This is a genomic window from Vibrio sp. ED002, assembly GCF_023277445.1.
Taxonomy (GTDB): Bacteria; Pseudomonadota; Gammaproteobacteria; order Enterobacterales; family Vibrionaceae; genus Vibrio; species Vibrio jasicida.
On record NZ_CP080238.1, the window covers coordinates 2,114,764 to 2,126,766 of the forward strand.

The 12,003-nt window shown below is 45.7% G+C and carries 14 protein-coding genes; 10 read left to right on the top strand and 4 right to left on the bottom strand.

The window, feature by feature from the left end; genetic code table 11:
• Positions 1–79: 79 nt before the first annotated feature.
• From ITG12_RS09780 to rraA, 5 genes are all read left to right on the top strand, one after another.
• Positions 80–631 carry an SPOR domain-containing protein gene (locus tag ITG12_RS09780; protein ID WP_038864896.1) on the top strand — a complete coding sequence of 184 codons (552 nt, stop codon included), beginning with the start codon at positions 80–82 and terminating at the stop codon, positions 629–631.
• Between the two features lie 115 nt (positions 632–746).
• Positions 747–1,298, top strand: coding sequence for an ATP-dependent protease subunit HslV (hslV, locus tag ITG12_RS09785; protein WP_038864894.1), 552 nt, complete (start codon positions 747–749; stop codon positions 1,296–1,298).
• 29 nt (positions 1,299–1,327) lie between these two features.
• A complete protein-coding gene (hslU, locus tag ITG12_RS09790) occupies positions 1,328–2,659 on the top strand; it encodes an HslU--HslV peptidase ATPase subunit (protein WP_248872997.1) in 1,332 nt (443 codons plus the stop codon).
• Between the two features lie 470 nt (positions 2,660–3,129).
• A complete protein-coding gene (locus ITG12_RS09795) occupies positions 3,130–4,047 on the top strand; it encodes a 1,4-dihydroxy-2-naphthoate polyprenyltransferase (RefSeq protein WP_005435047.1) in 918 nt (305 codons plus the stop codon).
• Positions 4,048–4,122: 75 nt separating this feature from the next.
• Entirely contained in the window at positions 4,123–4,653 is a 531-nt protein-coding gene (gene rraA / locus ITG12_RS09800) for a ribonuclease E activity regulator RraA (protein ID WP_248872998.1), read from the top strand.
• Between the two features lie 103 nt (positions 4,654–4,756).
• Here rraA and zapB read toward each other — a convergent pair whose 3' ends face one another.
• Positions 4,757–4,999, bottom strand: a complete 243-nt coding sequence (gene zapB / locus ITG12_RS09805; RefSeq protein ID WP_005435037.1) for a cell division protein ZapB — start codon at positions 4,997–4,999, stop codon at positions 4,757–4,759.
• Positions 5,000–5,345: 346 nt separating this feature from the next.
• On the opposite strand from zapB, the gene glpX reads away from it, so the two are divergent.
• The 3 genes from glpX to ITG12_RS09820 all read left to right on the top strand — a co-directional run bounded on the left by glpX (position 5,346) and on the right by ITG12_RS09820 (position 7,597).
• Positions 5,346–6,353, top strand: coding sequence for a class II fructose-bisphosphatase (gene glpX / locus ITG12_RS09810; RefSeq protein WP_039984690.1), 1,008 nt, complete (start codon positions 5,346–5,348; stop codon positions 6,351–6,353).
• Positions 6,354–6,499: 146 nt separating this feature from the next.
• On the top strand, positions 6,500–7,114 hold the full coding sequence (locus ITG12_RS09815; RefSeq protein WP_248872999.1) for a metalloregulator ArsR/SmtB family transcription factor: 615 nt from the start codon (positions 6,500–6,502) through the stop codon (positions 7,112–7,114).
• Between the two features lie 120 nt (positions 7,115–7,234).
• Positions 7,235–7,597: a DUF3135 domain-containing protein gene (locus tag ITG12_RS09820; protein WP_199453106.1), complete on the top strand. Its 363-nt coding sequence runs from the start codon at positions 7,235–7,237 to the stop codon at positions 7,595–7,597.
• On the opposite strand, the gene ITG12_RS09825 is transcribed toward ITG12_RS09820, so the two are convergent.
• The 3 genes from ITG12_RS09825 to ITG12_RS09835 all read right to left on the bottom strand — a co-directional run bounded on the left by ITG12_RS09825 (position 7,594) and on the right by ITG12_RS09835 (position 8,944).
• Entirely contained in the window at positions 7,594–7,881 is a 288-nt protein-coding gene (locus tag ITG12_RS09825) for a GIY-YIG nuclease family protein (RefSeq protein ID WP_248873957.1), read from the bottom strand. The two genes, ITG12_RS09820 and ITG12_RS09825, sit on opposite strands and share 4 nt — an antisense overlap.
• 228 nt (positions 7,882–8,109) lie before the next feature.
• The gene (locus ITG12_RS09830) at positions 8,110–8,532 is read right to left on the bottom strand and encodes a DUF805 domain-containing protein (RefSeq protein ID WP_005442827.1); all 423 of its coding nucleotides are present in this window, start codon (positions 8,530–8,532) and stop codon (positions 8,110–8,112) included.
• A gap of 64 nt (positions 8,533–8,596) precedes the next feature.
• Positions 8,597–8,944: a 5-carboxymethyl-2-hydroxymuconate Delta-isomerase gene (locus ITG12_RS09835; protein ID WP_104035045.1), complete on the bottom strand. Its 348-nt coding sequence runs from the start codon at positions 8,942–8,944 to the stop codon at positions 8,597–8,599.
• 515 nt (positions 8,945–9,459) lie between these two features.
• Here ITG12_RS09835 and tpiA point away from each other — a divergent pair.
• Together tpiA and ITG12_RS09845 are read left to right on the top strand one after the other, a co-directional pair.
• Complete coding sequence (tpiA, locus tag ITG12_RS09840; protein WP_038876836.1) at positions 9,460–10,230, top strand: triose-phosphate isomerase; 771 nt, start codon at positions 9,460–9,462, stop codon at positions 10,228–10,230.
• 298 nt (positions 10,231–10,528) lie between these two features.
• Positions 10,529–11,878: an MBL fold metallo-hydrolase gene (locus ITG12_RS09845; protein WP_248873000.1), complete on the top strand. Its 1,350-nt coding sequence runs from the start codon at positions 10,529–10,531 to the stop codon at positions 11,876–11,878.
• The last annotated feature ends 125 nt before the right edge of the window (positions 11,879–12,003 follow it).

The window sequence follows — 12,003 nt, forward strand, 5'->3', positions numbered from 1 at the left end:
AGATTACACGAATAGGGTGTTTTATCTTTTCAATCTGGATTAACATATTTGCCAGAATCCTTGATGACCTGAAGTAACCGTGGCAAATAGAGATTATGTAAGACGCGGACGCGGCGCTCCGAAAAAGTCTGCAAAAAAACAACCTTCAAGAAAAAAACCTTGGCGTAGTGGTCTACTGGCAATTTTGCTCGTGGGCGGTTTTGGCTATGGGCTGTATTTATTAAGTTCAGATCCTGAACCGGAAAAAACAGTGGTTGTTGAAACACCAACAACAAATACCACCAGCAAGCCAAAGCCGAAGAAAGACATTCCACCTCCACCGGAAGAGAAGTGGGAATACGTCGATACGCTTCCAAAACGTGAAGTCGAAGTCGTCGCCAAAGAAATTCAGGTATCCAAAGTCCCTTACGTTATGCAATGCGGCGCTTACAAGAACCAAAGCCAAGCAGAAGAGCGTAAGTTAGCGATCGCCTTCCAAGGCATGACAAGCCGAGTAATCAAAAAAGACGGCAGCTCTTGGTACCGTGTTGTACTTGGCCCATACAAGTTCAAACGTGAAGCAGAGAAAGATCGCCACAAATTGCAACGCGCGAAGATCGAACCTTGTGCGATTTGGAAAGAGAATCTTTAAACACTGGCCCTAGGAGCTAAGATCCTAGGGCCTTTCTTTTCGCCCCCTTGAATCCCCCACTCACTTACCCCATATACTTAATTAAATCCAAAGAGAAATAATTAAGAGGTCGACTGTGACTACCATTGTATCTGTACGTCGAAACAATAAAGTCGTCATCGCGGGTGATGGCCAAGTGTCGCTAGGCAATACCGTAATGAAGGGCAATGCACGTAAAGTTCGCCGCCTATACAACAACCAAGTACTTGCCGGTTTTGCTGGCGGTACTGCGGATGCCTTCACCCTATTCGAACGCTTCGAAAGCAAACTACAAATGCACCAAGGCCACCTAACTAAGGCAGCAGTGGAACTTGCAAAAGACTGGCGTAGCGACCGTGCACTTCGCAAACTAGAAGCGCTGCTAGCTGTAGCGGATGAAACGGCTTCACTTATCATCACAGGTAACGGTGACGTAGTTCAGCCAGAGAACGATCTGATTGCCATTGGCTCTGGCGGCGCATACGCACAAGCAGCAGCAACCGCACTATTAGAAAACACAGACCTAGACGCACGCGAAATTGCAGAGAAAGCACTGAACATCGCTGGCGACATCTGTGTATTCACCAACCATAATCACACTGTAGAAGAACTAGAATCTACAGTAGAGCTTCCTAAGCCAACGGCTTAAGCGTAATCGTAACGAAGTAAGGAAAGAATATGTCTGAAATGACTCCTCGCGAAATCGTTCATGAACTGAACCGCCACATCATTGGTCAAGAGAAAGCAAAACGTTCGGTTGCGATTGCCCTACGTAACCGCTGGCGTCGCATGCAGCTTGAAGAAAGCTTGCGTGTAGAGGTGACTCCCAAAAATATCCTAATGATTGGTCCTACTGGTGTAGGTAAAACAGAGATTGCTCGCCGTCTTGCCAAATTGGCTAATGCACCATTCATCAAAGTCGAAGCAACCAAATTCACCGAAGTGGGTTATGTTGGTAAAGAAGTAGAAACCATCATCCGCGATCTTACCGATGTTGCAGTGAAGATGACACACCAGCAAGCGATGGAAAAAGTAAAATTCCGCGCTGAAGAGCAAGCAGAAGAGCGTGTTCTAGATGCCCTACTACCACCAGCTCGTGATGCTTGGGGTCAATCTGAGCAAAAAGAAGACACATCGAACACCCGCCAAATCTTCCGTAAAAAACTGCGTGAAGGCCAGTTAGATGACAAAGAAATCGACATCGACGTAGCAGCACCGCAAATGGGTGTGGAGATCATGGCGCCTCCTGGTATGGAAGAAATGACCAACCAGCTACAAGGTATGTTCCAAAACCTTGCTGGCGACACGAAGAAGAAACGCAAACTGAAAATCAAAGACGCAATGAAAGCGTTGGCAGAAGAGGAAGCAACGAAGCTGGTAAACCAAGAAGAGCTGAAAGAGTCTGCGATTTTCAACGTCGAGAACAACGGTATCGTGTTCATCGACGAAATCGACAAGATTTGTAAGCGCGGCGAAAGCTCAGGTCCTGACGTTTCTCGTGAAGGTGTTCAGCGTGACCTACTACCGTTAATCGAAGGTAGCACCGTATCAACTAAGCACGGCATGGTGAAAACAGACCACATCCTATTTGTGGCATCTGGTGCATTCCAAGTAGCGAAACCTTCTGACTTGATTCCAGAACTGCAAGGTCGTCTGCCTATTCGTGTAGAGCTAGAAGCACTGACCAGTAACGATTTCAAACGTATCCTTACTGAGCCAAAAGCCTCTCTGACTGAACAATACGTTGCGCTAATGAAAACAGAAAGCGTGGATGTAGAATTCACGGAAGACGGCATCACTCAAATCGCAGAAGCAGCATGGACCGTGAACGAAACTACTGAGAACATCGGTGCTCGTCGTCTGCATACCGTGATGGAGCGTTTGATGGATGAGATTTCTTACGACGCGACAGAAAAAGCGGGAGAGAAGTTCGTCATTGATGCGGCTTACGTGAAAAACCGCCTAGGCGATACTATTGAAGATGAAGATCTAAGCCGCTTTATTCTTTAATAACGCTCTATAGATACCAGAGCCCAGAACTGTGATTCTGGGCTTTTTCGTTCCGCATGACCGTTACTTTCACGAGCTCTAAACCAAAAGAGTTCGCCATTCTAGCGTTCTCAAGCGAGACTAAGGATTCAATAACAGCAAACCCCAACTCTTCCCCACTCACCTTAAACCACAGCACAAACGGACAATAGATTCTGAATCACCTCGTCCCTCGTTGTTCAGAATGACAATTACTTTAGCAAGCTCTAAACAAAAAGAATTCGTCATCCTAGCAAGCTCAGGCGAGACTAAGGATCTACTAACAACGTGCGCCATACCCTTCCCCAAAAGAGCCTTTTTAATGCCTCAAATATGGAAACTGTGTTCCTTCTCCGTAACCCTTTGACTCTTAATTGACTTGCTTTAGGTCAATAGCGTATTGAGCGCTTTGTGCTTATACTGGGCACATTGGTTACTAGCACGAAATATCCATGAAACAATCATTGCAGATCTGGCTTGAAGCCGCTCGCCCAAAAACATTACCCCTCGCACTGGTGTCTATTTTGACCGGTAGCGTACTCGCCTACTCTGCGGGACACTTCTCGCTGACGATTGCCATTATGGCGTTTGTCACGGCAACCCTACTGCAAATTTTGTCGAACCTTGCGAACGACTACGGCGATGCAGTGCAAGGCACGGATAACGACAACCGTTTAGGCCCTCAGCGCGCAATGCAGTCTGGCGCAGTCACAGCACAGCAAATGAAAGTCGCGATCATCTTCAACATCATTCTGACGGCAATTGCTGGCTTAACCCTGGTGTTTTACGCACTGAGTTCTTTTGAAAGCATCATTACCTTTATCGGCTTAGGCATACTTGCCATTATCGCGGCGATTGCTTACACCATGGGTAGCAAGCCATACGGTTACGTCGGCTTAGGCGACCTGTCCGTTTTCATCTTCTTTGGTTTACTTGGTGTGTCTGGTACCTACTTCCTGCACACCGGTCATGTGGATGCGACATTGTTCTTACCTGCATTGGGCTGTGGCTTGCTAGCGGTAGCAGTGCTGAACATCAACAACATGCGTGATATCGAGAACGACAGCGAATGTGGTAAGCGCACCATGGCTGTTCGACTTGGCCAACGCAAAGCAAAGCAATACCACTTCATTTTACTTGGTGGTGCCCTATTGGCTTTCGCGGCTTACCTGCTTATTCAAGACAAGCCAGTGTGGATTAGCCTGCCCTTCTTGATCAGCATTTACGTGGTGGCTCATCACGGTAAAGCGGTTTGGGATACCGAGAAGCCAGCGCAAATCGCACCTATGATGCCAGTTGTTGTGAAGTGCTCACTGGTCACTAACGTTTTATTTGCAACAATTGTGGTAGCTCAAACTCTGATGAGTTAAAAAAGGATTGTCATTGCATTGACTTAATGCCTAGATATACTCAAAGACAACAGTTTCTGTTTAGAAAGGTACGCTATGGAATACAATACCTCAGCACTCTGTGATATCTATCTTGATCAGGTAGATGTAGTTGAACCAATGTTCAGTAACTTTGGCGGTCGAGCGTCGTTTGCCGGGCAAGTGACGACAGTTAAGTGCTTTGAAGACAACGCACTGATCCGCGAAACGTTAGAACAAGATGGTATCGGACGAGTATTGTTGATTGATGGTGGCGGTTCCCTACGCAGAGCCTTAATCGATGCAGAAATCGCAACGCTTGCAGAAGAAAACGAATGGGAAGGGATTGTCGTTTACGGGTGCGTCCGTGAAGTGGACGAACTAGAAGACATGAACCTTGGCATTCAAGCACTCGCGTCTATCCCTGTAGGGGCAGCAAACCAAAGTATCGGTGAAATCGACGTCCCGGTTAACTTCGGCGGTGTTAGCTTCCTACCCGAAGATTACATCTATGCAGACAGCACTGGCATCATTCTCTCTCCTGAGCCATTGAATGTCGACTTAGAGCTCGATGAAGAAGACGACGACGGTGAGGAAGGTTTAAACTAACCTTACTCCATGAGTAGCGACTAACTCCAGCGCTAAAAAAACATCGCCAAATACGCAAACACCCGCCGAAGCGGGTGTTTTTGATTCTGGATACTTAAGTGGATTATTCCACTTCGTCCATCTTGCCAAGTAGTGCACGGATGCGCTCTTGCCACTGAGCATGCTCTTGTTGAGCTTGCTGAGATTTTTGCTCAAGCTCTTCACGTTGAGAACGCATTTCGTTAGCTTCAGCTTCTAATTTCACTTTGTCTTCTTTCAGCTCTTCAACTTCCATCTGAAGAAGAGTGATTGTGTCAACTGCAGTTTGAATTTTCGCTTCTAGTTGTTCTAGTACTTCAAAAGACATCTTGGCCTACCTATTGTTATTCCGTGGGACGATGCGCGAGCGTTCGCTTGCACCTTACCTATGAGGTTCATTCTACTCAGCGTAGCGATGAGAAACACTTACTATATTCGATATTTTGCATCATTCGGTTAAAAAATCAGCGCAATCTCACTAAACGCTGACTTTTCTTATCCTCGAAGCATTTTTGAGCAATGTATTTTCCTATCACTACCCCATAAACTCACCCAAGTATTGATCAAATTCAACTTAGTTAAAGTAAAAGCTCAGCAAAAAGGCAAACGTTTAACTGACGATGTGATAAAATCGCCGCGCAAATTATTCTTCCCTCTTGTTACTTGGAGACATCATGAAACGCGATTTAGCAATGGCATTTTCCCGTGTTACTGAAGGTGCCGCTTTGGCTGGTTACAAATGGCTTGGCCGTGGCGACAAAAACGCAGCGGACGGTGCTGCAGTTGAAGTGATGCGCACCCTACTGAACAAAACAGACATCAGTGGTGAAATCGTTATTGGTGAAGGTGAAATCGATGATGCACCAATGCTGTACATCGGTGAGCAAGTGGGTATTGGTGGCGACGAAGTCGATATCGCTGTAGACCCAATTGAAGGCACACGCATGACCGCTATGGGCCAATCTAACGCACTGGCAGTATTGGCAGCGGGTGAAAAAGGCAGCTTCCTTAAAGCGCCAGACATGTACATGGAAAAACTGGTTGTCGGTCCTGGTGCAAAAGGCGTTATCGACCTAGGTAAGCCACTTAAAGAAAACCTAGAAAACGTAGCAAAAGCACTGAACAAGCCTCTTGATACGCTAGTCGTTATTACGCTTGCTAAGCCTCGTCACGATAAAGTGATCGCAGAGATGCAAGCCATGGGCGTTCGCGTATTCGCAGTGCCAGACGGTGACGTAGCCGCTTCAATCCTAACTTGTATGCCAGATAGCGAAGTAGACATGATGTACTGCATCGGCGGCGCACCAGAAGGCGTAGTATCAGCAGCAGTGATTCGTGCACTAGACGGTGACATGCATGGTCGTCTTCTTCCTCGTCACGAAGTAAAAGGCGATACGGAAGAAAACCGCATCTACGGCTCAGCGGAACTACAACGCTGTGAAGAGATGGGTGTAAAAGCGAATGTTGTATTGAAGATGGAAGACATGGCGCGCAGCGACAACGTAGTCTTCTCGGCAACGGGTATTACTAAAGGTGACCTACTAGAAGGCATCTCTCGCCAAGGCAATATCGCAACAACAGAAACCCTACTAATTCGTGGCCGTTGTCGTACTATCCGCCGCATCAAGTCCACGCACTACCTAGAGCGTAAAGATCCAGAAGTGCGCGATATTATTCTTTAATCTCGACGTAGATTGATTCCCAAGGGTTGGCTAAGTGCCAACCCTTTTTGTTTGTGATTCAACAAATCCACACACAAATTAAGTCAACACTTTTCTTTACTAACCCTATCGCGCATAATATGTACTGACGTATAAATGGTGGGTATATGAAGACCGTAGATAGGATTTTGCAAATCGTTAAGCGTGATGGCTCTGTCACCGCGAAACAACTCTCTTCTGAACTGGGTATGACAACCATGGGTGCGCGCCAGCATCTGCAAGGTTTGGAAGATGACGGCGTCCTGTCGATTCATGATGTAAAAGTCAAAGTTGGTCGCCCAACTCGCCATTGGTCTCTGACACAAAAAGGTCATGAGCAATTTGCTGATCGTCACGGCGAACTGACCATCCAGTTTATTGAAGCGGTAGAGCACATCTTCGGTAAAGACGGGTTGGAGAAAGTCACGTCCGAGCGCGAGAAACTCACCCTACAAAACTACCAACAGCATCTTGAGCAGTGTGACTCTCTAGAGAGCAAACTAAAGACATTGGTTACTTTGCGTGAGCAAGAAGGCTACATGGCCGAATTAGAGAAAGACGAGCACGGGTTTATTCTCATCGAAAACCACTGCCCTATCTGTAAAGCTGCGACTCGTTGCCCAAGTTTGTGCCAATCTGAGCTCAGCGTCTTCCAGTCACTTCTCGGCAGTGACACCAAAATAGAGCGTGCTGAGCACATCATTAGTGGTCAACGCCGCTGCGTGTACCGCATTCAAGCCTAATATCTCGACTCTCTTCCTCCTTATTATGAACACATGCTCTTATTAATGAGACGATGTTGTAATTCTTTCTATCTCCGTTTCTGCATGGATTAAGCTTTTATTAATTAGGAGCAACATCCAATGGATTTGGAGATAGCCATGCCAAGCACCCACAAACCACAAGTTTTGCCCTCATTCGATGAAATGGTAAAAATGGCGGAACGCGATCCCGAAGCCTTTGAACAGTTTCGTCATGATATGGCGAAAGAGATGATTGAAGGTGCTTCAGAGCAGATGCAACCACGATTATGGGCACAGCAAAGTCACATAGATAGGGTCATCCACAACTGCAAAAACCCAAACCACACCAATGTCGTATTGATGAATGAGCTACAAAAACAGGTGGTGAAATTTAGAGAGGCATTGCAGGGAGAAACTACTTCAACTAAAAAAGCCGATGTAGTGGAGTTGAGAGCGTTTAAAGATAGAGGTGATTTTTACTAAAACTCATTGGATAAATCGAGAAAGTCAGGATTCGTTTTTCTTACTAAATCTAACTTCCACTCTCGCTTCCATTGTTTCAGCTGCTGTTCTCGGTTTATGGCAGTTGCCATATCTTCGAACAACTCAAAATAAACAAGCTTGTGAACGTGATATTTCTTGGTAAAGCCCTCAACGACTCCGTTTTTATGCTGCCATATTCTTTGGGCTAGTTTGCTGGTAACACCAATATAGAGAACAGAGTTATTTTTTGAAGTTAGGATGTAAACGCAAGGTGTTTTGTCGATGGTTCATTCTCCTTAATGAGCTGTGGCTGCTTTTCCATTGTAGTTCACTAGCTCGGTCGTTTACTGCAAACTCGAAGTACTCGGTGAGTAGATTCTGAATCACGCTCGTCCCTCGCCGTTCAGAATGACGGTTAACTTAACTTACTATTAAATAAAAGAAATCCGTCATTCTAGCGAGCCTCAGCGAGACTAAGAATCTACTTTCGACAAGTTCGATACCCAAAGGCCTTACTTCGGTTCAGGACCGTAGTTGTTTTGACCTGCCGTACCTTTCAAGAAACCACACTCCACCAGAATCCACAGGCCACAAATCAGAGAAATAGAAGCAATCATCATTTGCGGTGTCGATGGGTCTTGTGCTGCTGGATTCGTCATCGGCGTGGCAACTCGGCCAATGATCAACGGGATGTTTAACGCTAGCCAGTAAATCGACTTATTACGGTCATGCCAGCGCTTAGTGGTGATCGCTAAGTCTGGGATAAGAAGAATCAATAAGAAGATAGGCAGAAGAATATAAGAGAACGCAGGGAACAACTTACTGATGCCTGCACCGAAGCCCAAGATCATGATGTAGTAGATGATATTCCACATCCAGTAAGTTTTGCGGCCTATACGACCTTGGAAAGAAAACAGTAATTCTTTAATCGACATCGAAACACTCAACATATTGAAAGTGCGACAACTCCTTGGCCGCACTACGTAAATCCTAGTGTGTCTAATTTACCACCTTCTGGAAGCAATCAATATCCATATCTCGAACATTCACAGTCAAACTGCGAACATGGCTCGCTTGTTCTTGCAACACCACCATCAGTGCTCTTGATAATTCCCGCTTCTGTTCTGGGCTTCTTCCCGCAAGCAAATCAAAGTTGATATGGATGAAGTCAACACTATCGCCCTCTTCCCCTACCAACCAGTTGTGGCAACGAAGCGCACGAGATTTGACGGACGCAAGCTCAAACAAACCACAGTCTAAGGCCACTTTGTGTAAGTCTTCCAACAATCCTTGAACATTCACACGTTCATCAACTGAGTTGGAATATTCTAAAACTAAGTTTGGCATTTTGATTCCTTTCTTATTACGGCTAACTTTTAACCCGTAGTAATACCAATCTAAGCGGCAATTTCCGAGGAATGAACTATCATTCTGTCTACGCGATCACCAATCGATTGCTTTTGATAAAATGGATAGGCCCAAGTGACCTCAAGATACAGGGTCCAGAGCGTTGTCATTGATTCCCTGTTTACCGAAAATGCAAGCTAGGAAAACAACGCAGCATCGGTTCCATGACACGCTCCCGAAGGGTGAGCGGCCTTGGTCTGCATACTTTGTTAACAATTTTTAATTTAGAACCACTAGATCTTCAAATTGTTGCCTCGCCTGCAAACCAAGTCATTCTCGCTGAACCTAGCATCTCGAGGTTACTTGGGTATAGAACAAATGCAGCACCGACCAGATGAAGAAAGCCGAATAAGACATGACGCCAATCATGATCTGTTCACATTATTCTGTTATATTCCTACGTAGATTTTTTACATTAATAGACTATTTACATTAAAGATAAGGGAGATATTCCTATGCGTCGTCCTGTAGTGATGGGTAACTGGAAACTAAACGGTAGCAAAGCAATGGTAACTGAGCTGCTAGCTGGTATTAACGCTGAACTTGAAGGCGTTGAAGGTGTTGACGTAGCAGTAGCTCCACCAGCTCTTTACATCGGTCTAGCTGAGTGTGTAATCGCAGAAGGTGATAACAAAGTTATCCTAGGCGCACAAAACACTGACCTAAACAACAGCGGTGCTTTCACTGGCGACATGTCTCCAGAAATGCTGAAAGACTTCGGTGCTTCTCACATCATAATCGGTCACTCAGAGCGTCGTGAATACCACAACGAATCTGACGAGTTCATCGCGAAGAAATTCAACTTCCTAAAAGAAAACGGTCTAACGCCTGTTTTCTGTATCGGTGAATCTGAAGCTCAAAATGAAGCTGGCGAAACTGAAGCAGTATGTGCACGTCAAATCAACGCAGTTATCGACACTTACGGTGTTGAAGCTCTAAACGGCGCAATCATCGCTTACGAACCAATCTGGGCTATCGGTACTGGTAAAGCAGCAACAGCTGAAGATGCACAACGCATCCACGCTTCTATCCGCGCACTGATCGCAGCGAAAGACGAAGCAGTTGCAGAACAAGTAATCATCCAATACGGCGGCTCCGTTAAGCCAGAAAACGCTGAAGCTTACTTCTCACAACCAGACATCGACGGTGCTCTAGTTGGCGGCGCTTCTCTAGACGCTAAGAGCTTCGTAGCTATCGCTAAAGCAGCGGCGGCAGCTAAAGCTTAATTTCGCTTTTTACTAAGCAGAAATAACAAAGGGATGCTTCACGCATCCCTTTTTATTTGCTTACGACCGACTCAGTAAATTCTGTCATTCCGAGGAGCCTAAGCGACATCAGGAATCTACTAACCACATGTGTCAAACCTAAAGTTAAGTAACGAAAAACGACTTACATCAAAACAAAGAACTAAATCGCACTTCCAGTTATTCCCACTCAATTCCATCCAACCAACGAACTCTATTCACTTACCCTACTCTCAAGATCTACTATTGACCTACGCCTGTTCAAGGAGGAGCAATCGACATGACAACACCAATATCAGACATCGCCAGTGTGATTCACCATGGTGGGAAACATACCGTCACTGGCTCTTGTCATGAGTTGAGGCTGCCGCACGGCAGCATCTTGATCGATTGTGGACTCTTCCAAGGCAAAGACATCCATTTTGGCAACCGCAAGGCGTCACTGGATATTGAGTTTCCGGTAAAACACATCAAAGCATTAGTCCTAACTCATGCTCACATCGACCATATTGGACGCCTACCTTGGTTGTTTGCAGCTGGATTTAACGGCCCCATTTACTGCACCAAAGCAACAGCCGAACTGGTACCGCTCATGCTAGAAGATGGATTAAAGCTGCAACTGGGTTTGAACTTTCATCAGCGTCAACAAGTCCTCAACGTCATTAAAAAACAGATAAGACCCCATGACTACCAACAATGGCTGCCACTTGGCAAACAATGTTACCTGCGCTTTCAACCTGCAGGGCACATTCTTGGTTCCGCTTATGTGGAATTCAAACTCTCTAATCATGAAATCATCGTGTTTTCCGGAGATCTAGGTCCGTCCAATACCCCGCTCTTGCCCGATCCAAAGCCGCCAAAGCGTGCCGACTATTTGTTCATCGAGTCCACATACGGCAACAAAGAGCATGAAGACATTGCCACTCGAACTGAGCGCTTGAACGCCATTATCGATCACGCACTGCAAGACGGTGGTGTAATTCTGATCCCAGCTTTCAGCGTGGGACGTACGCAGGAACTGTTATTCGATATTGAACAGCTGATTCACCTACGCGACCTGTCGTCTTCTTTGCCAATTATCCTAGACTCACCGCTTGCGAAAAGAATTACGAAGACCTACCGCCGTTTCAAAAAATTGTGGGGGAAAGAAGCAAAGCAAAAGCTCAACAATCATCGCCATCCCCTCGCCTTTGAGCAATGCATTACTGTAGAAGGCCATCGAGAACATCAAGCATTAGTAAATCGACTAGCCTCCACCGATGAGCCTGCGATTGTCGTCGCGGCATCCGGTATGTGCGAAGGAGGAAGAATCGTCAATTACTTAAAAGCGCTCTTGTCAGACGAGAGAAATGATGTGTTATTTGCGGGTTATCAGGCGCAAGGAACCGTAGGGCGAGAAATCCAATCAGGCAGCCACACGATAGATATCGATAATCAACCAATCGAAGCCAACGCGCAGATCCATACCATCTCTGGATATTCTGCACATGCAGACCAAAGCGATTTATTGAAGTTTGTTGCTGGTATTCCAACACAGCCAAAAGCCGTGCATTTGATACATGGAGAGAAAGAAGCAAAAAAAGAGTTAGGAGAAAAATTGGAAGCAGAGGGAATTGAAGTGGTTTATTAAACTAATATCAGCCGACATTAGAACGATACAACCTAGTTCTTACTTATTGTTAATGAGTTAAACAGCATAAGAATTTGAATATCAACGTGCTTTAACTAAGCTTTGTACATCAGAAAGCCATGTTA